The sequence below is a fragment of the Pseudomonas sp. HR96 genome (genome assembly GCF_034059295.1).
Taxonomy (GTDB): domain Bacteria; phylum Pseudomonadota; class Gammaproteobacteria; order Pseudomonadales; family Pseudomonadaceae; genus Aquipseudomonas.
In genome coordinates, this window is the sequence record NZ_CP139141.1 from 1,663,141 (window position 1) to 1,680,860 (window position 17,720).

General features: G+C 63.2%; 17 protein-coding genes and 4 tRNA genes. 14 read left to right on the plus strand and 7 right to left on the minus strand.

The genetic code is table 11. The features are described 5' to 3' along the window. Positions 1 to 111 precede the first annotated feature (111 nt). The 7 genes from ltaE to SFA35_RS07830 all read left to right on the plus strand — a co-directional run bounded on the left by ltaE (position 112) and on the right by SFA35_RS07830 (position 5,951). The gene (gene ltaE, locus SFA35_RS07800; RefSeq protein ID WP_320576916.1) at positions 112 to 1,122 is read left to right on the plus strand and encodes a low-specificity L-threonine aldolase; all 1,011 of its coding nucleotides are present in this window, start codon (positions 112 to 114) and stop codon (positions 1,120 to 1,122) included. A gap of 107 nt (positions 1,123 to 1,229) precedes the next feature. Next, positions 1,230 to 3,854, plus strand: coding sequence for an alanine--tRNA ligase (gene alaS, locus SFA35_RS07805; RefSeq protein ID WP_320576919.1), 2,625 nt, complete (start codon positions 1,230 to 1,232; stop codon positions 3,852 to 3,854). A gap of 99 nt (positions 3,855 to 3,953) precedes the next feature. Continuing rightward, positions 3,954 to 5,186, plus strand: a complete 1,233-nt coding sequence (locus SFA35_RS07810; RefSeq protein WP_320576921.1) for an aspartate kinase — start codon at positions 3,954 to 3,956, stop codon at positions 5,184 to 5,186. A gap of 56 nt (positions 5,187 to 5,242) precedes the next feature. Further along, positions 5,243 to 5,431, plus strand: a complete 189-nt coding sequence (csrA, locus tag SFA35_RS07815) for a carbon storage regulator CsrA (RefSeq protein WP_320576922.1) — start codon at positions 5,243 to 5,245, stop codon at positions 5,429 to 5,431. 62 nt (positions 5,432 to 5,493) lie between these two features. Then, positions 5,494 to 5,584 (plus strand) — tRNA-Ser (locus SFA35_RS07820). 107 nt (positions 5,585 to 5,691) lie between these two features. After that, a tRNA-Arg gene (locus tag SFA35_RS07825) sits at positions 5,692 to 5,768 on the plus strand. 106 nt (positions 5,769 to 5,874) lie between these two features. Continuing rightward, positions 5,875 to 5,951: transfer RNA gene (locus SFA35_RS07830), tRNA-Arg, on the plus strand. A gap of 49 nt (positions 5,952 to 6,000) precedes the next feature. Here SFA35_RS07830 and SFA35_RS07835 read toward each other — a convergent pair. Beyond that, entirely contained in the window at positions 6,001 to 6,369 is a 369-nt protein-coding gene (locus tag SFA35_RS07835; protein ID WP_320576923.1) for a hypothetical protein, read from the minus strand. 337 nt (positions 6,370 to 6,706) lie between these two features. Between SFA35_RS07835 and mgtE the strand changes: the two genes are divergently transcribed. Next, positions 6,707 to 8,149, plus strand: a complete 1,443-nt coding sequence (mgtE, locus tag SFA35_RS07840; RefSeq protein ID WP_320576926.1) for a magnesium transporter — start codon at positions 6,707 to 6,709, stop codon at positions 8,147 to 8,149. A 178-nt stretch (positions 8,150 to 8,327) separates the two neighbouring features. Here mgtE and SFA35_RS07845 read toward each other — a convergent pair whose 3' ends face one another. Further along, positions 8,328 to 8,654, minus strand: coding sequence for an Arc family DNA-binding protein (locus SFA35_RS07845; RefSeq protein WP_320576929.1), 327 nt, complete (start codon positions 8,652 to 8,654; stop codon positions 8,328 to 8,330). A 382-nt stretch (positions 8,655 to 9,036) separates the two neighbouring features. Between SFA35_RS07845 and phnN the strand changes: the two genes are divergently transcribed. Continuing rightward, positions 9,037 to 9,636: a phosphonate metabolism protein/1,5-bisphosphokinase (PRPP-forming) PhnN gene (gene phnN, locus SFA35_RS07850; protein ID WP_320576932.1), complete on the plus strand. Its 600-nt coding sequence runs from the start codon at positions 9,037 to 9,039 to the stop codon at positions 9,634 to 9,636. Here phnN and SFA35_RS07855 read toward each other — a convergent pair. Beyond that, positions 9,611 to 9,796 (minus strand): PA3371 family protein, encoded by a 186-nt coding sequence (locus tag SFA35_RS07855; RefSeq protein ID WP_320576934.1) that lies wholly within the window; start codon positions 9,794 to 9,796, stop codon positions 9,611 to 9,613. The two genes, phnN and SFA35_RS07855, sit on opposite strands and share 26 nt — an antisense overlap. A 10-nt stretch (positions 9,797 to 9,806) precedes the next feature. Beyond that, a complete protein-coding gene (locus SFA35_RS07860; RefSeq protein ID WP_320576936.1) occupies positions 9,807 to 10,085 on the minus strand; it encodes a hypothetical protein in 279 nt (92 codons plus the stop codon). 510 nt (positions 10,086 to 10,595) lie between these two features. Here SFA35_RS07860 and SFA35_RS07865 point away from each other — a divergent pair. Then, positions 10,596 to 10,670: transfer RNA gene (locus SFA35_RS07865), tRNA-Arg, on the plus strand. A gap of 19 nt (positions 10,671 to 10,689) precedes the next feature. Here the strand turns inward: SFA35_RS07865 and SFA35_RS07870 are convergent. Next, a complete protein-coding gene (locus SFA35_RS07870; protein WP_320576939.1) occupies positions 10,690 to 11,568 on the minus strand; it encodes an alpha/beta hydrolase in 879 nt (292 codons plus the stop codon). A gap of 138 nt (positions 11,569 to 11,706) precedes the next feature. Between SFA35_RS07870 and SFA35_RS07875 the strand changes: the two genes are divergently transcribed. After that, a complete protein-coding gene (locus SFA35_RS07875) occupies positions 11,707 to 12,294 on the plus strand; it encodes a CGNR zinc finger domain-containing protein (protein ID WP_320576941.1) in 588 nt (195 codons plus the stop codon). 146 nt (positions 12,295 to 12,440) lie between these two features. Here the strand turns inward: SFA35_RS07875 and SFA35_RS07880 are convergent, their stop codons facing one another. Together SFA35_RS07880 and SFA35_RS07885 are read right to left on the minus strand one after the other, a co-directional pair. Continuing rightward, complete coding sequence (locus SFA35_RS07880) at positions 12,441 to 13,271, minus strand: PhzF family phenazine biosynthesis protein (protein WP_320576943.1); 831 nt, start codon at positions 13,269 to 13,271, stop codon at positions 12,441 to 12,443. 28 nt (positions 13,272 to 13,299) lie between these two features. Beyond that, a complete protein-coding gene (locus SFA35_RS07885) occupies positions 13,300 to 14,193 on the minus strand; it encodes a LysR family transcriptional regulator (protein ID WP_320576944.1) in 894 nt (297 codons plus the stop codon). A gap of 102 nt (positions 14,194 to 14,295) precedes the next feature. On the opposite strand from SFA35_RS07885, the gene SFA35_RS07890 reads away from it, so the two are divergent. The 3 genes from SFA35_RS07890 (at position 14,296) to SFA35_RS07900 (ending at position 17,685) form a co-directional block, all read left to right on the plus strand. Further along, entirely contained in the window at positions 14,296 to 15,375 is a 1,080-nt protein-coding gene (locus SFA35_RS07890) for an extracellular solute-binding protein (RefSeq protein WP_320578902.1), read from the plus strand. Between the two features lie 13 nt (positions 15,376 to 15,388). After that, positions 15,389 to 16,351, plus strand: coding sequence for an agmatinase (gene speB, locus SFA35_RS07895; RefSeq protein WP_320576945.1), 963 nt, complete (start codon positions 15,389 to 15,391; stop codon positions 16,349 to 16,351). 194 nt (positions 16,352 to 16,545) lie between these two features. After that, entirely contained in the window at positions 16,546 to 17,685 is a 1,140-nt protein-coding gene (locus tag SFA35_RS07900) for a mandelate racemase/muconate lactonizing enzyme family protein (RefSeq protein ID WP_320576947.1), read from the plus strand. Positions 17,686 to 17,720: the final 35 nt, after the last annotated feature.

A 17,720-nucleotide genomic window follows, 5' to 3' on the forward strand; every position in this document is an offset into this window, starting at 1 on the left:
TTTTACAGCGTGCACGGTGTACCGCTCTGAATCTGGCATTCCCAACGCCTCGCGGCTTCATTAAGGTGGAGCATCCAGGGAAAACCATCACTCGCCGGAGGCTGTTTCAGGATGAGCGTCATCGATTTGCGCAGCGACACCGTGACTCAACCCACGCCCGCCATGCTGGAAGTCATGGCACGGGCCCCCACCGGTGACGATGTCTACGGCGAAGACCCGACCGTCAACCGGCTGGAGGCCAGCCTGGCCGAACGCCTGGGGTTCGCCCGGGGCCTGTTCGTGCCCAGCGGCACCATGAGCAACTTGCTGGGCTTGATGGCCCACTGCGCGCGCGGCGAGGAGTACATCGTCGGCCAGCAGGCCCACACCTATAAATATGAAGGCGGTGGCGCTGCGGTGCTTGGCTCGATCCAGCCGCAACCGCTGGAGGTGCAGGCCGACGGGTCGCTGGACCTGGCCCAGGTGGTGGCTGCGATCAAGCCCGACGATTTCCATTTTGCCCGCACCCGCCTGCTGGCCCTGGAAAACACCATGCAAGGCAAGGTGCTGCCGCTGGGCTATCTGGCCCAGGCGCGCCAGGTCACCCGCGAGCATGGCCTGGCCCTGCACCTGGACGGCGCGCGCCTCTACAACGCCGCCGTCAAGCTGGGGGTGGATCCGGGCGAGATCACCCGCCACTTCGACTCGGTCTCGGTGTGCCTCTCCAAAGGCCTCGGCGCCCCGGTCGGCTCGGTGCTGTGTGGCAGCGCCGAGTTGATCGGCCGCGCCCGGCGCCTGCGCAAGATGGTCGGCGGTGGCATGCGCCAGGCCGGGATCCTCGCTGCTGCCGGCTTGCATGCGCTGGATCACCACGTCCAGCGCCTGGCCGACGACCATGCCAATGCCCAGTGGCTGGCGGCGCAGCTGGCCGGGCTCGGTTATGGGGTGGAGCCGGTGCAGACCAACATGGTCTACGTCGACCTCGGGCGGCACTCGGCGGCCTTGCAGGCCTTCGCTGGCGAGCGCGGCCTCAAGCTCACGGCCGCGCCGCGGCTGCGCCTGGTGACCCATCTGGACGTCTCGCGGTCACAGCTTGAACAGGTGGTGGCGATCTTTGCCGGGTTTCGCAGCCAGATTGATTGACCTAACCTCATAAACTCACTGCACCCTTGGCCTTTGGCCTATATAATGCGGCCCTTTGCGAGTTGCTTTTGCACTTGCGTCCGGCCGCAGTTTCCGTGGAAGAACCTATGAAAAGCGCAGAAATCCGTGAAGCGTTCCTTCGCTTCTTCGAAGAGCAGGGCCACACCCGTGTCGCCTCCAGCTCTCTGATCCCGGGCAACGACCCGACCCTGCTGTTCACCAACGCGGGGATGAACCAGTTCAAGGACTGCTTCCTTGGTCAGGAAAAACGCGCCTACACCCGCGCGGTCAGCAGCCAGAAGTGCGTTCGCGCCGGCGGCAAGCACAACGACCTGGAAAACGTCGGCTATACCGCGCGGCACCACACGTTCTTCGAGATGCTCGGCAACTTCAGCTTCGGTGACTACTTCAAGCGCGACGCCATCACCTATGCCTGGACCTTCCTGACCTCGGACCAGTGGCTGAACCTGCCCAAGGAAAAACTCTGGGTCACGGTCTACGCCACTGACGACGAAGCCTATGACATCTGGACCAAGGAGATCGGCGTACCGGCCGAGCGTATGGTGCGCATCGGCGACAACAAGGGTGCGCCGTACGCCTCCGACAACTTCTGGACCATGGGCGACACCGGCCCTTGCGGCCCGTGCACCGAGATCTTCTACGACCACGGCGCCGACATCTGGGGCGGCCCACCCGGCTCGGCGGAAGAGGACGGCGACCGCTATATCGAGATCTGGAACAACGTCTTCATGCAGTTCAACCGCACAGCCGACGGCGTGCTGCACCCCCTGCCAGCGCCGTCGGTGGACACCGGCATGGGCCTGGAGCGGGTCAGCGCGGTGCTGCAGCACGTGCACTCGAACTACGAGATCGACCTGTTCCAGAGCCTGCTGGCCGCCTCGGCCCAAGCCATCGGCTGCGCCAACGAAGAGCAGCCGTCGCTCAAGGTGGTGGCCGACCACATTCGGTCCACCGGTTTCCTGATCGCCGATGGCGTGCTGCCGTCCAACGAAGGCCGTGGCTACGTGCTGCGCCGCATCATTCGTCGCGCCTGCCGCCATGGCAACAAGCTGGGCGCCAAGGGCAGCTTCTTCTACCAGATCGTCGCCGCGCTGGTGGCCGAGATGGGCGAAGCCTTCCCTGAGCTGAAGAATCAGCAGGCGCACATCGAGCGCGTGCTCAAGGCCGAGGAAGAACAATTCGCCAAGACCTTGGAGCAGGGCCTGAAAATCCTCGAGCAGGATCTGGCCGAGCTCAAGGGCTCGGTGGTGCCGGGCGACGTGGTGTTCAAGCTGTACGACACCTACGGCTTCCCCATGGACCTGACCGGCGACATCGCCCGTGAACGCGGCCTGACCCTCGACGAGGCCGGTTTCGAGCGCGAGATGGACGCCCAGCGCGAGCGCGCCCGTTCGGCCAGCTCGTTCGGCCTGGACTACAACAGCCTGATCAAGGTCGACGAACCGACCCTGTTCAGCGGCTACGAAAACACCCACGGCAACGCCAAGGTCATCGCCCTCTATAAAGAAGGCGTGGCCGTGGACGTATTGAAGGAAGGCGAGGAGGGCGTGGTCATCCTCGACCAGACGCCGTTCTACGGCGAGTCCGGCGGCCAGGTTGGCGACCGCGGCTACCTGCTGGCCGGCGGTTCGCGCTTCGACGTGCGCGACACCACCAAGACCTCCGGGGCCTTCCTGCACCACGGCGTGGCCGCGCTCAGCGACCTGCGCGTGGGCAGCGAAGTGACCGCCCACGTCGATGCCAGCAAACAGAAATCCACGGCGCTGAACCACTCGGCCACGCACCTGCTGCACGCCGCCTTGCGCCAGGTGCTGGGCGACCACGTGCAACAGAAAGGCTCGTTGGTGGACAGCCAGCGCCTGCGCTTTGACTTCAGCCATTTCGAGGCGATCAAGCCCGAGCAGATCAAGGCGCTGGAAGACATCGTCAACGACGAGATCCGCAAGAACACCCCGGTGCAGACCGAAGAAATGCCGATTGACGAAGCCCGCAAGAAGGGCGCCATGGCGCTGTTCGGCGAAAAGTACGGCGACCATGTCCGCGTGCTGACCATGGGTGGCGACTTCTCGGTGGAGCTGTGCGGCGGTATCCACGCCAAGCGCACCGGCGACATCGGCCTGCTCAAGATCACCAGCGAAGGCGGCGTGGCCTCCGGCGTGCGGCGCATCGAGGCGGTCACCGGGGCCAACGCGCTGGCTTACCTGAACGCTGGCGAAGATCAGCTCAAGGAAGCCGCGCAACTGGTCAAGGGCAGCCGCGAAAACTTGATCGACAAGCTCTCGGCGGTGCTGGAGCGCAACCGTGCGCTGGAGAAACAGCTCGAGCAGCTGCAGGCCAAGGCTGCCAGTGCGGCGGGCGATGACCTCAGTGCGGCAGCGGTCGAGGTCATGGGTGTCAAGGTGCTGGCTTCGCGCCTGGACGGCGTGGACGGCAAGGGCCTGCTGGCGCTGGTCGACCAGTTGAAGAACAAGCTGGGCAACGGCGTGATCCTGCTGGGCGGCGTGCACGAGGAAAAAGTGGTGCTGGTGGCAGGTGTGACCAAGGAACTGACTGCCCGGCTCAAGGCCGGCGACCTGATGAAACAGGCCGCGGCGGCAGTCGGCGGCAAGGGCGGCGGTCGCCCGGACATGGCTCAGGGTGGCGGCGTCGATGCTGGCGCTCTGGACGCTGCTCTGGCGCTGACCGTGCCTTTCGTCGAGCAGGGCCTCTGATCCAGCCGGGCCTGCCTGGCCGGGCCTGCCTGTCTAGTAGGCAGGCCTTTGTGGTTTAACAGTTAATGGGTGCCCATCGCGGGCTGAGGCTGCTTTGAAATGGCTTTGATCGTACAAAAATTCGGCGGAACCTCCGTCGGCTCTGTCGAGCGTATCGAGCAGGTGGCCGACAAGGTCAAGAAATTCCGCGACGCCGGTGACGACCTGGTGGTTGTGCTGTCGGCAATGAGCGGCGAAACCAACCGCCTGATCGCGTTGGCCAAGCAGATCGACGACCAGCCGGTTCCGCGCGAACTGGATGTGATCGTCTCCACCGGCGAGCAGGTGACCATCGCCTTGCTGGCCATGGCACTGATCAAGCGTGGCGTGCCGGCGGTGTCCTACACCGGCAACCAGGTGCGCATTCTCACCGACAGCGCGCACAACAAGGCGCGCATCCTGCAGATTGACGACCAGAAAATCCGCTCCGACCTCAAGGCCGGGCGCGTGGTAGTGGTCGCAGGTTTCCAGGGTGTCGACGAGGAAGGCAACATCACCACCCTGGGCCGTGGCGGTTCCGACACCACGGGCGTCGCCCTGGCGGCGGCGCTCAAGGCCGACGAGTGCCAGATCTACACCGACGTGGACGGGGTCTACACCACCGACCCGCGCGTGGTGTCACAGGCCCAGCGCCTGGACAAGATCACCTTCGAGGAAATGCTCGAGATGGCCAGCCTGGGTTCCAAGGTGCTGCAGATTCGCGCCGTGGAGTTCGCCGGCAAATACAATGTCCCGCTGCGCGTCCTGCACAGCTTCCAGGAGGGCCCGGGCACCCTCATTACCATTGATGAAGAGGAATCCATGGAACAGCCGATCATTTCCGGCATCGCTTTCAACCGCGATGAAGCCAAGCTGACCATCCGTGGCGTGCCAGACACCCCCGGCGTGGCCTTCAAGATTCTCGGCCCGATCAGCGCGGCGAATATCGAAGTCGACATGATCGTGCAAAATGTTTCGCACGATAACACCACCGATTTCACCTTCACTGTGCACCGCAACGACTACCAGTCGGCCCTGGCCGTGCTGGAGAAGACCGCCAGCGAAATCGGCGCGCGGGAAGTCATCGGCGACACCAAGATCGCCAAGGTGTCGATCGTCGGCGTCGGTATGCGCTCTCACGCTGGCGTGGCCAGCCGCATGTTCGAAGCGCTGGCCAAGGAGGGCATCAACATCCAGATGATCTCCACGTCGGAGATCAAGGTCTCGGTGGTGATCGGCGAGAAATACCTGGAACTGGCGGTGCGCGCGCTGCACACCGCTTTTGAACTGGATGCCCCTCGCCAAGGCGAGTAAGTCGTGTCCTTGCAAGGCCGAGCTCGCTCGGCCCTGCGATTAGCAGGAGAAGAAGTATGCTGATTCTGACCCGCCGCAACGCCGAGAGCCTGGTCATAGGCGATGGTGAAATCACCATTACTGTGCTCGGGGTCAAGGGCAACCAGGTACGTCTGGGGGTAAATGCACCCAAGGATGTGGCCGTTCACCGCGAGGAAATCTACCTGCGGATCAAGAACGATCAGGACAAAGAACCAAGCCTTTAATTTTTATCGATTTTTAGGTTTGCAAACGCGGAAAAAGGTGGTTAATATACGCCCCGTGTTGCGGAGAGCTGGCCGAGTGGCCGAAGGCGCTCCCCTGCTAAGGGAGTACACCTCAAAAGGGTGTCGGGGGTTCGAATCCCCCGTTCTCCGCCATTATTTAGCAGGTCGCCGTAGTCTGGCTTTATCGGTAAGTTGTTGAAATTACTAGAAAAAAGCGCTTTACAAAAGAATACGACGGCCTATAATGCGCGGCAACAAATGCACTCGTAGCTCAGCTGGATAGAGTACTCGGCTACGAACCGAGCGGTCACAGGTTCGAATCCTGTCGAGTGCACCATTTAAGAGTCAACGTTTCAATCTTGCCAATGCTTCTGTAGCGCAGGCAAGAGAAAAGGGTTTTCTCGGTTTCAACCAGTGGTAATCTGGTCTATCAAATGCCACCTGCACTCGTAGCTCAGCTGGATAGAGTACTCGGCTACGAACCGAGCGGTCACAGGTTCGAATCCTGTCGAGTGCACCATACAAGTGAAAAGCCCGCCTAGCGCGGGCTTTTTGCTTTCTGCGATTTGTCACTCGGCGGCGCTGTAGCGCGGATGCCGAGTGTTCTTGCGCTTGGCGCGGCCCGGCGGCTCGCCGCTTCTGAAGCTCGCTGACGGGTTCGTCTGCCCGACTACCACGACCTTGGCGCCGATGGCGCGGTGTGCGGCCACTGGCGGGCGGTGACTGCGCTCGGGCAGCATGCGCCCGGCGTTGCCCAGCGGCGGGCTGTAGGCTGGCTGAAAGCTCAGGCTGTCATGCTCTGCGCACGCCAGGTCGGTGAAGGTCAGGTGGCCGTCCGGCGCTTCGCAGCGCTGCACGGTGTAGGCCTGGGCGCCGGCAGCGACCAGCCAGCCGCACAGCAGGTTCAAGAGCAGGAAAGGGCAGGGCAGCTTGCACATGGGGCGTCCTCCGTGACAGTGCGACAGTGCGATGTCCATCCTGGGCACTATCCTTGTCTGGCGCCAGCGACTTTCCCATGCACGATGTGTCTGCGTGCAGGGCTGCCGGCGCGTGCGGACCCACCGCGCAAGCCGTTGTTCTCTCCGGATTTATTGCGTCAAAAAAAATCTGGCAGTGTATGATTGCGCCCGTCAGCTCCGCCGGGGCTCTGGACCTCTTTCAATGGACTTACCCAGTCGTTACTCAATCGTTTTCATCAGCAATCACGCTTTGTTAAGTCGAAACATCACTGGTTGATCTCCTGGCGCGCTCCACTGCTGGGAGTGGAGTGCGCCCATGTCTGAAGTAGAAACAAAAAAAACGCAGGAAAGCCTGCAGGACCGTCTGGCCCAAGTGGTCGACCTGCTGCAGCGCCAGCGTATCGTCGCCGGCCTCGCCGAGCGCCAGGACGGCCCGCTGCCGCCCCAGGGTGACCCCCAGGCGCAGCAGCAGATCCTCGTGGAGCTGCAACGCAAGCTCGATGACCTGCACTCCGCCGACGTCGCCCACATCCTCGAAGCGCTGCCTTTGGAGGATCGCCTGACGGTCTGGCAGCTGATCAATGTCGAGCGCGACGGTGACGTTCTGCTGGAAGTGTCTGACTCGGTGCGCGAAACCCTGATCGCCGACATGGACGATCACGAGCTGTTGGCGGCAGCCAAAGAGATGGATGCCGACGAGCTGGCGGACCTGGCCCCCGAACTGCCCCGTGACGTGGTCCATGAGCTCATGGAAACCCTCGACGCCCAGCAGCGCGAGCGTGTGCGCTCGGTGCTCAGCTACGACGAGGAGCAGGTTGGCGCGCTGATGGACTTCGAGATGGTCACCATCCGCGAGGACGTCAGCCTGGAAGTGGTGCTGCGCTACCTGCGTCGGCTCAAGGAGCTACCGGGTCACACGGACAAACTCTTTGTGGTTGATTACGACGGTATCCTCCGTGGCGTGCTGCCGATCAAGCGCCTGCTGGTCAACGATCCGGAAAAACAGGTGGCTGAAGTCATGGCCAACGACCCGGTCAGTTTTCATCCGGATCACGACGGCTACGAGGCGGCCCAGGCCTTCCAGCGCTACGACCTGGTATCGGCACCGGTGGTGGACAAGCACGGCAAGCTGATTGGCCGCTTGACCATCGACGAGATGGTCGACCTTATCCGCGAGGAAAGTGAAAGCGAAGTCCTCAACATGGCCGGTCTGCGCGAGGAAGAAGACATCTTCGCCTCGGTCTGGCGCTCGTTGCGCAACCGCTGGTCGTGGTTGGCGATCAACCTGATCACCGCTTTCATCTCTTCACGGGTGATCGGCCTGTTCGAAGGCTCGATCGAGAAGCTGGTGGCCCTGGCGGCGCTGATGCCTATCGTTGCCGGGATCGGCGGCAACTCCGGCAACCAGACCATTACCATGATCGTGCGCGCCATGGCGCTGGACCAGGTCAGCCCGGGCAATACCAAGCGGCTGCTGCGCAAGGAGCTGATCGTTGCCACGGTCAATGGCCTGGTGTGGGGTGGGGTGATTGGCGTGGTGGCTTTCCTGCTTTACCACAGCTGGTCGCTAGGGGTGGTCATGACTGCCGCAATGACCCTCAACCTGCTGCTGGCAGCATTCATGGGAGTGATAATCCCCATGACCCTGACCCGCTTTGGCCGCGACCCGGCCATGGGTTCCAGTGTGATGATCACCGCCATGACCGACAGCGGCGGGTTTTTCATTTTCCTGGGTCTGGCCACATTATTCCTGATGTAACTAGCTGTACTCTTTCTCAAACTTGTACAAATGGAGCGCGCGAAGCGCTTCATGAAACTTTCATCAGGGATTAAGTTAGCTAACTAACGAATACAAAAAAGCCAGCTTTCGCTGGCTTTTTTGGGTGCCCGATAAACACTATGGCAGCGTTCCCGGTCAGGACGACGGCCTGTTTAGATCAAGAAGCGTCCGCAGCCAACTCGGCGTCGTGGGCAATCAGCGACACCAGGGCGTTTTGCTGTCGGTGGGACAGCTGGCGGAAGCGTTGCAGCAGCTCGCGCTCGTGCAGGGACAGCTCCGGGCTGTCGAGGCGCATGCTCAGGTCGTCACCCAGCGCGCCTTCCTGGATCAGGCTTTGTTCAAGACGTGCGATGATTTCGGAGTTCATGCTGCGATGATGATTCCGAGCTACTTCCGCAATACGTTCGCGCATCCCGTCGGGCAGTCGCACGACGAATTTGTCAGCCGTACGGCTGGAGTAAATAGCCTGTTTCATTGGGCGCATAGTTTTGACCGGTTAGTTCAGGGAAGCGGTTTTCGAGATTTGTCCGCACGATTTGTCTTCGACTCGGCATGCGGACAAATGTTCCTGAGTCATTGCAATAGGCACACATGATGCCTGATTTTTGCCAACTCCTTGGCGTCAATTCTGTGACAAATAGTGAACTGAGTAGCGGCATTTTGCCAGTCCAACCATCGGAAATGTGAACTGGTTGGAAAAAAAAGGGCAATCGAAGGCTAGCCTCGGCCCGTTCATTGCTGTATTCCGACCACATGCATGCAGTATGGCGTATTTGTCGGGCGAAGGTGTGCCCGCTTCAATGAGCATAGAGGCAATTAGACACTTTGCTAGTAACCTGACATCTGTGAAGGACGAGAGCTTGGAAATGGCTGGTTTGCTGGTGTACATCATGGGCCCCTCGGGGGCCGGCAAGGACAGCCTTATCGACGCCGCGCGCCCGGCATTGCAGGCGGCTGGCGTGCATGTGGCGCGGCGCGTCATCACCCGCTCGGCGGAATCGGCCGGCGAGCAGGCGGTGGGTGTCAGTTCCGAAGAATTCAGCAAACGCTTACAAAGCGGTGCATTTGCCCTGCACTGGCAGGCCAACGGGCTGGACTACGGTATCACCGCCGACATGAGCGAGAAGCTGGCGCGGGGCGAGTCGGTGCTGGTCAACGGCTCGCGCGCGCACCTGCCGCTGGCGCTGCAGGCGTACGCGCATTGTCTGCCGATATTGGTCGAGGTGGATCCCGGAGTATTGCGCGAGCGCCTGCTGCGCCGTGGTCGGGAGTCGCTGGAGCAGATCGAGCAGCGCCTGGCCCGCAGCGCACAGATGCCGGTGGTCGATCAGGTCAATGGGGTGAGCATCGAGCGTTTGGACAATTCCGCTGATCTGCAGGCCGGGGTCTGCAGGCTGCTGCAGCTGCTGCGCCAATATGGCGTGGCCGCAGCGCAGGATCTCAGCGCAGCAGCGGATCGAACTTGATCCGCCGGCCTACCACCAGGGCGGCGAGAAACAGCACCGTAAATACACCGCCCGCCCCGCCGAGGGTATTGCTGAGCAGAGTGGCCTGAGGAGGGGCGAGCAAGGCTGCGGCGAAGCAGGCCAAGGTGCTGAGCAGTAACAGGATTGCGGATTTCGACATGGCAGGTACCTTAGAACGTGTAGCGTTCGGTGTGCGGCTGGGTTGGGCCCTGCTCGGCACGGGCCTCAAAGGTTGGCGCCGGGCTCTGCGTGTCCAGCACGTCCTCGGCCTGGCTGAAGCTGCCTTGGCCGGCCTGGGCGTGCATCACTGCCAACTGTGCAACAGGGTGATGAACGGATTGTGAAGCCTGCACGTGAATTTCTGCGGGGTCGCGATGGTCGGAAGAGTAATGGAATGAAACCAGTGCCGTGAGAGCTACCGCATTGAGGAGGTACAGGGCGCTGTTCATGGAAATCTCCGAAAGGTTCGCAGCAGGGCGGGCCATCATTCATGGAGATAACTAGAGCAGACCTCGTGCCAATTTGCATGAATAAAATTTTCCATGCAAATCAATGTGTTAGGTAGTTTTCAGAGGGGGTCGTACGTGCATTCTGCAATGCGGGTGGTCCGGCCCATTGCAATTTGCATGATGGCCCTGTCTGGGTCCGGCAAAGCGCCGCCTAAGAGGGTGCCGCCGCCCTGTGTAGAAGAAACTCGAGCGCTTGCGCCACCCTTCATCCGCGCTCGATTCGCAGGAGCCCAGCCTTGAGCTTTTACTGATGAAGATCGAACCGGCCTGGCGGCAGCTCGGGGGCTGCGCCCACTACCACCGGTTCGTGCCATCACTCCTGACAGTTCACTTCAGCATTGCCGTTTGCAAGCCGCGCCGGGTAGTGATAGTTTTGCAGGCGCCGTTTGTCCGTAAACGGCCTTTAACCTTTGTGGATCAAGGTTTTAGCTGCAAACCACGCGTATAGATGTCCTTGTAGTTCAACGGATAGAACGGGGCCCTCCTAAGGCTCAGATGCAGGTTCGATTCCTGCCGGGGACACCATCTCTGCCATCGCTCGCGACTAATTCAAGTCGCCCAGCACCTCTCTGATTCGCTGCGCTATATAGCCCACATGGGTTTCCAGCGCGAAATGCCCTGTTTCCAGCAGTTCCACTACGGCCTGTGGATTGTCACCCGCGTAGGCTTCGGCCCCCGGTGGAATGAAGAAAGGGTCATGTTTGCCCCAGATGACCAGGGTCGGTAGCCGAGTGTCGCGAAAGAACTGCTGAAACGCCGGGTACAGCTTCAGATTGTTTTGGTAATCGAGGAACAGGTCGGCCTGGATCTCCTTGTTGCCGGGACGCTCCATCAGCAGCGCGTCCAGGTAATAGCCCTCGGGTTCCACCGCCCGCGGGTCGCTGACCCCTTCCAGGTATTGCCAGCGAGTGCCTTCCAGGTTCAGCACCGCGTCGTGGATCACCTGCCGGTTGGCCTGGGTCGGTTCGGCCCAGTAGCGGCGGATCGGGTCCCAGGCGTCGCCCAGGCCTTCCAGGTAGGCATTGCCATTCTGCGACACCAGCCCGCTGACCCGCTGCGGCTGGGCCAGGGCCAGGCGCAGGCCGGTCGGCGCGCCATAGTCGAACACATAGAGGGCATAGCGGGTCAGCCCCAGCGCCTCGACGAACGCGCCGAGGGTCAGTGCCAGGTTGTCGAAGCTGTACTGGTAGTTGCGCTCGGCGGGCACTTCGGTAAACCCGAAACCCGGCAGGTCCGGAGCGATGACCCGGTAGTGCTCGGCCAGCAGCGGGATCAAATGGCGATATTGATGCGAAGAACTCGGGTAGCCGTGCAGCAGCAGCATGACGGGCGAATCAGCGGCGCCCGCTTCGCGGTAGAAGACGCGCACGCCGTCGGCTTGGATGTATTTGCAGGCGGTGGCAGCAGGGACTGACTGACTCATGGCGGGTTCACCTGTAACTGTATAAATGGTTAATAGGGGTTACAGGCTTCAGTGTGCGCCTTTTTTGTAACTGGTCAAATCTTTTTTATAGGTTACAATTATGTCGTTGTCCTCTCTTGTGTGAAATCCGGAGCCGCCATGCCCACCCCTCACTCCGCCCAGGTTCTGCCGGCACCCCTGCTGCTGGCCGACCATCCTGTGCTCGACTTGCTCAATACACGGATGATGGTCGAAGGCCAGCGCCGCGATCTGCTGACCGACGTGCACGCCGCTACAGCCTGGTTCGAGCAGGCGGGCCTGGCAGATGGCGCTCTATTGCAGCAGGGCGTGGATGGCGATTGGCTGAGCGAGCTGCACCTGCTGCGCGATTGCCTCGAGACACTGGTCCAGGCACGACTGGACGGAAACTCGGCGGATACCCGCGGGCTCGACCACTTTCTGGCCCGGGCCGTGCCACGGCTGGTTTGGGAGCAGGGCGCCGCGCCGCAGCTGGATCGCTTCGGCGCCCTCGATCCGGCCAGTCGCGCGCTGGTCCAGCTGGCCTATCACGGCGCCGAACTGTTGGCCGAGGGCGATTTCAGCCTCGTGCGCCACTGCGAGAGCGCCGACTGTTCATTGATGTTCTACGACCGCACCAAGTCGCACAAACGCCGCTGGTGCAGCATGGGCCTGTGCGGAAACAGGCATAAGGTGGCGCAATATCGAAAGCGCCAGCTTTCGGGGTAGGTCAAAAAGAGTCGCAAGCGCCAGCTTGCGGGGTAGGTCAAAAAGAGTCGAAAGCGCCAGCTTTCGGGGTAGGTCAAAAAGAGTCGCAAGCGCCAGCTTGCGGGGTAGGTCAAGAAGAGTCGCAAGCGCCAGCTTTCCGGGTAGCCCTAAAGACTGACGCTTCCGCTGATCACGCCCTGCACCTGGCCCCCCACCCACACCTCCTCGCCCGTACGTTCAAGCTGTACCCGTCCGCGGCGACCCAGCAGTGTTCCCTGGCTGGCTGTATACCGCGTCGGCAGCCGCCCGCAAGCGATCAGCCATTGCGCCAGGCTGGCATTCAGGCTGCCGGTGACCGGGTCCTCGCAGCGCTCCTCGCCCATGAGGGCGCGCACCTCGACATCCGCCTCGCCGCCGGGCCAGGGCGCGATCACGCCGACGTTGAGACCGCCGAGGGCCAGATAATCCGGGCGGATGGCCAGCACCTCGTCCCGCGAGCCCAGCAGCACCCCGAGCCAGCCCGGGCCGTTGTCGACCCAGGCGCTGGCCTGAACCTGCGCGGCGCTCAGGCCCAGGCCCTGGCGCACTGTGGCCAAGGTCTGCGGGTCGACCTCACCACTGCGCACCAGGGGCGGCGCGGCAAAGGCCAATCCGCTGCCTTGGCGACGGATGCGGATGGCACCCGCGGCGCATTCCTGGACGATTTCCTCGGCGCTGCACTGGGGGTAATGCTGCAGCCATACCTGGCAACTGCCCAAGGTCGGGTGGCCGGCAAACGGCAGTTCGCGCAGTGGTGTGAAGATGCGCACCCGGTAATGCGCACCGGGCAGCGTCGGCGCCAGCAGGAAGGTGGTTTCGCTGAGCTGCGTCCAGGCCGCGAAAGCCTGCATCTGCGCCGTGCTGAGCCCGTCGGCGGCGAGCACCACCGCCAGGGCATTGCCCTGGCAGGCGCGTTCGGCAAACACATCGACTTGTTCGAAGCGCAAAACCTGGGGCATGGAAAGTCCTTATCAGTGAAGTGGAGGGTCAAGCGAACACCGCGAGCAGGTCTTCTTCGAACGCCCGCTGCGCCTCGCTGGCCGCCTGGCCTCGGCGCCCGGCGAGGTAGAAGGGCACTTCGAACACTGCCGTCTGGCCACCGATGTGGCGCAGCAGGCCTCGGGCCACCCAGGGCTCGGCGATGTGCCGGGGCAGGTAGCCGATGTGCTGGCCGGACAGAATGAACGCCAGGGTGCCATCGACCTGCTCCGAACGCGCCGAGCTCAAGACGATGCCCTGCGCCTCGCGGTTCTGCAGGAAGCGGTAGGGGTGCTCGACACGATCGGCCTGCAGCAGCAACTCACTCAGGTCGCCACGGGCCTCGAACAGCGGATGGCCCGGGGCGCAATACAGCTGCTGGACCTCGGAGAACAGCGCGCGGTAGTCGAACGCGACCTGGTTCAGGGAAAAATAGCCGATGGCCAGGTCCAGCCGCTGCTCCAGCAGCAGACGCTCCATGTCGGCGGGCATGGTGCTCGACAGCTCGATACGCACCGACTGGTCGCGCCGCCGGAAGCGTTCGATGGCCCGGCCCAGGCGCTGCAGCACCGCAGGGTCCAGCGCCTCGGAAAAGCCCAGGCGCACCTCCCCGAGCAGGCGCCCGGCCACGCCGTTGGACTGCTGGCGAAACTGCTCGATGGAGGCGAACAGGGTGCGGGTCGCCAGCAGCAGCTGTTCACCCTTGGCGGTCAGCCCGAATCCGGCCTTGCCGCGGCTGCACACCCGGTAGCCAAGGCGGGTTTCCAGGCGCGCCATCTGCTGGCTGATGGTCGGCTGGCTGAGCCCGAGCACACCCTGGGCGGCGCTGAAGCCGCCGGCTTCGACCACGCTGACGAACAGCCGCAGCTGTTGCAGATCGACATCGTGCAATTGACCCAGCATCAAACATTGCTCCGGATGAATGTCAGCTTGGCGAACTTGATATTTTTCCAATTTAAACGGCGCGTCATGCTCCTTGCACGTTCTTTTCGCGAGATCATCGTCATGCGCTCATGGTTGCTACCGTTGTCATTCGCCATCGCCTTGCCCCTTCACGCCGAAGACAAGGTGGTCAATCTGTACAGCTGGGCCGATTACGTCACCCCGCAGACCTTGCAACGGTTCGAGCAGCAGACCGGCTACAAGGTGCGCTACGACACCTTCGACACCCCCGAGGTGCTGGAAACCAAGCTGCTTACCGCCGCAAGCGGCTACGACGTGGTCGTGCCGTCCGCCAGCCTGCTGACCCGCCTGCTCAAGGCCGGGGCCCTGCAAGCCACCGGCCAGCAGGGCATGCCGGGCTATGCCGAGCTGGATCCTGACCTGCTCGACAAGCTGGCCGCCGTGGACCCCGGCAACCTTCACGCCGTGCCCTACACCTGGGGCACGCTGGGACTGGGGTTGAACGTGGAGGCGGTGCAAAAACGCCTGCCGGGGGTGGCGCTGGACAGCCTCGATCTGTTGTTCAAGCCTGAGTACGCGAGCCAGCTCGCCGACTGTGGAATCTCGTTGATCGATTCGCCCCAGGAGGTGATCGGCCTGGCCCTGCATTACCTCGGCAAGGATCCCTACAGCCATGACAAGGCCGACCTTGACGCCGCAGCCGCCCTGCTGCACAAACTGCAGCCCTCGGTGGCCTACGTGGCCAACGGCCGGCAGATCAGCGACCTGGCCAATGGCGCCACCTGCCTGGCATTGACCTACAACGGCGACGCCGCCACCGCCGCAGACCAGGCGCGCAAGGCCGGCAAGCCGTATCAGGTGGCGTACCGCATCCCCCGCGAAGGCACGCTGATCTGGCAGGACAACCTGGCCATTCCCAAGGATGCGCCGCACCCGCAGGCGGCCAAGGCCTTCATCGCCTTCATGCTGCGCCCCGAGTCGGTGGCCGACCTGACCAACAGCCTGTTCTTCGCCAACGCCAACCCGCAGGCCACGCCCCTGGTGGACGAGGCGGTGCGCAACGACCCGGACATCTACCCCGGCGCCGAAGTGCGCGCGCGGCTGTACGCCGACCAGAGCATGAGCCTGGAGGCCATGCGCCAGCGCACCCGCCTGTGGACCACCTTTCGCAGCCGCCAATAAAGGAGCACGCCTCATGGAACAAGCCATGGACAACGATCAGGCGCTGACCCGCACCAGCCTCTACGGCACGGCGGCGGAAAGTACCTACAGCGGTATCACCAGCTTCATGCGCCGGCGCTACAGCCGCGACCTGACCGGGGTCGACGTAGTGGTCAGCGGCGTGCCCTTCGACACCGCCACCAGCAACCGTCCGGGTGCGCGCTTCGGCCCGCGCGGTATCCGCAACGCTTCGGTGCAGTCGGCCTGGGCGCGGCACTGGCCGTGGCCGTTCGACCCGTTCGACCACCTGGCGGTGATCGACTACGGCGACTGCAGCTTCGATCACGGCCGTCCGGAGTCGGTGCCGGCCAGCATCGAGCGCCACGCCGAGCACATTCTCCGGGCCGGTTGCGCGATGCTCACCTTCGGCGGCGACCACTTCATCACCTACCCACTGCTCAAGGCCCACGCGCGGCGCCACGGACCGCTGTCGCTGATCCATTTCGACGCGCACAGCGACACCTGGCCCGACGAGGACGGCCAGCGTATCGACCATGGCACCATGTTCTACCACGCCGCCCGCGAGGGCCTGGTCGACCCGCAACGCTCGGTGCAGATCGGCCTGCGCACCACCAACGACGACACCCTGGGCTTTGCGGTGCTGGACGCCCGCCAGGTGCACCGCAGCGGCGTCGAGGCCATCGTCGAGGCGATCCGCAGCCGGGTGGGCGAGCACCCGGTTTACCTGACGTTCGACATCGACTGCCTCGACCCGGCCTTCGCCCCTGGCACCGGCACCCCGGTGTGCGGCGGCCTGAGTACCGTGCAGGCCCTGGAAATCCTCGGCGGGCTGCGCGGCATCAATCTGGTGGGCATGGATGTGGTGGAGGTGGCGCCGGCCTATGACCATGCCGAGATCACCTCGCTGGCCGCCGCGAGCCTGGCCATGGAGATGCTGTGCCTGTTGGCCGCGAGGAGGGTGGACGCAAAGGGTTAGGGATCGAACCGGCCTTGCAGCCTCTCGGGGGCTCTGCCCCCTCCCAAGTTAGCGGTCATCCAGGTGGCCCCCGACAGGCCGCATGGCCGTTTTGCCACCTCCACCGAGCAAACCTCTAGAGTATTCATTCGTTGTACGATAACGTATAACAAATGTTTCGGCGGCAAATTGTCGCACGCCAGAGAGAGCTGCCCGTGATCATTCGCAGTATCGAAATCATCCGCATCGGCATTCCCTTCAGCGCCGGTACGGCCGAGCGCAAGAGTGTCGGCGCGGTCCAGGATGACGACGCGTTCAACGCCGCCTCGCCACGCCATCGCCGCATGGAAAGCCTGATGCTCAAGGTCAGCACCGACGACGGTCACGTCGGCTGGGGCGAGGCGTTTGGGCATGGCGCCAACCCGGCGACCTTCAAGGCGCTCACCGACATGGTCGCGCCACTGTTCATCGGCAGCGCGGTCGGCGATCACCTGCGCACCCTGGAAGTGGCCCGCCGTGCCTTGCATGGTTTCGGCAGTACTGGCCCGGTGCTGTATGCGCTGTCGGGGATCGACATCGCCCTCTGGGACCTGGCCGCGCAGGCGGCTGGCAAACCGCTGTACGACTATCTGGGCGCCAGCCCGCGCACGCTGGAGCTGTACGCCAGCCTGGTCAGCTACGGCGGCGATCCTGACGAAGTGTTCCGCCAGGTCAGCCGGGCCAGGGCCCGAGGCTTTCGCAAGATCAAGCTGCACGAAACCCGCTACGAAGCCATTGCCGCTGCGCGCCGGGCCTTGCCCAGCAGCGAAGGCGAGCTGATGGTCGACGTCAACTGCCCCTGGACCGTGGAGCAGGCCGGGCAAATGGCCGACCAGTTGCGCGAGCTGGAGCTGACCTGGCTCGAAGAGCCGGTCTGGCCGCCGGACGATGCCCACGGCCTGGCCAGCGTGCGGCGCCACGGTGTACCGCTGTCCGCCGGGGAAAACGCCGCCGGCGTCAACGGCCTGCGCGCCTTGTTCGAGCAGCACGCCATCGACGTGGCGCAACCCAGCGTGGCCAAGATCGGCGGCATCGGCGCCATGCTCGAGGTATTCCGCCTGGCGCACGAGTACCAGGTCAAGGTGGTGCCGCACTGCTTCTATTTCGGCCCGGGCCTGCTGGCGGTGGCCCACCTGTGCACCTTGCTGCCCGCAAGCGTGGCGGTCGAAGTGCCCTTTATCGAATTCGAGCGTTTGCTCTTTCCGGCCCTGGACTTCCAGCCGCAGCTGCAGCTGGCCGCCGTGCCGGGCCTGGGTTTCACCCCGGATGAAGCGGTCATTGCCCGCTACTGCCTGGACCGCGCCCTGATCGACTGAACCGCCGCACCCGCACACCTTTACCCATCAAAAAT

Coding starts and splice junctions, on each gene's coding strand:
- ltaE (WP_320576916.1), top strand. CDS start 112: ATGAGCGTCATCGATTTGCGCAGCGACACCGTGACTCAACCCACGCCC.
- csrA (WP_320576922.1), top strand. CDS start 5,243: ATGCTGATTCTGACCCGCCGCAACGCCGAGAGCCTGGTCATAGGCGAT.
- SFA35_RS07810 (WP_320576921.1), top strand. CDS start 3,954: ATGGCTTTGATCGTACAAAAATTCGGCGGAACCTCCGTCGGCTCTGTC.
- SFA35_RS07845 (WP_320576929.1), bottom strand. CDS start 8,654: ATGCGCCCAATGAAACAGGCTATTTACTCCAGCCGTACGGCTGACAAA.
- alaS (WP_320576919.1), top strand. CDS start 1,230: ATGAAAAGCGCAGAAATCCGTGAAGCGTTCCTTCGCTTCTTCGAAGAG.
- SFA35_RS07835 (WP_320576923.1), bottom strand. CDS start 6,369: ATGTGCAAGCTGCCCTGCCCTTTCCTGCTCTTGAACCTGCTGTGCGGC.
- SFA35_RS07855 (WP_320576934.1), bottom strand. CDS start 9,796: ATGTCGAAATCCGCAATCCTGTTACTGCTCAGCACCTTGGCCTGCTTC.
- speB (WP_320576945.1), top strand. CDS start 15,389: ATGGAACAAGCCATGGACAACGATCAGGCGCTGACCCGCACCAGCCTC.
- SFA35_RS07890 (WP_320578902.1), top strand. CDS start 14,296: ATGCGCTCATGGTTGCTACCGTTGTCATTCGCCATCGCCTTGCCCCTT.
- SFA35_RS07870 (WP_320576939.1), bottom strand. CDS start 11,568: ATGAGTCAGTCAGTCCCTGCTGCCACCGCCTGCAAATACATCCAAGCC.
- SFA35_RS07885 (WP_320576944.1), bottom strand. CDS start 14,193: ATGCTGGGTCAATTGCACGATGTCGATCTGCAACAGCTGCGGCTGTTC.
- SFA35_RS07860 (WP_320576936.1), bottom strand. CDS start 10,085: ATGAACAGCGCCCTGTACCTCCTCAATGCGGTAGCTCTCACGGCACTG.
- mgtE (WP_320576926.1), top strand. CDS start 6,707: ATGTCTGAAGTAGAAACAAAAAAAACGCAGGAAAGCCTGCAGGACCGT.
- SFA35_RS07875 (WP_320576941.1), top strand. CDS start 11,707: ATGCCCACCCCTCACTCCGCCCAGGTTCTGCCGGCACCCCTGCTGCTG.
- SFA35_RS07880 (WP_320576943.1), bottom strand. CDS start 13,271: ATGCCCCAGGTTTTGCGCTTCGAACAAGTCGATGTGTTTGCCGAACGC.
- phnN (WP_320576932.1), top strand. CDS start 9,037: ATGGCTGGTTTGCTGGTGTACATCATGGGCCCCTCGGGGGCCGGCAAG.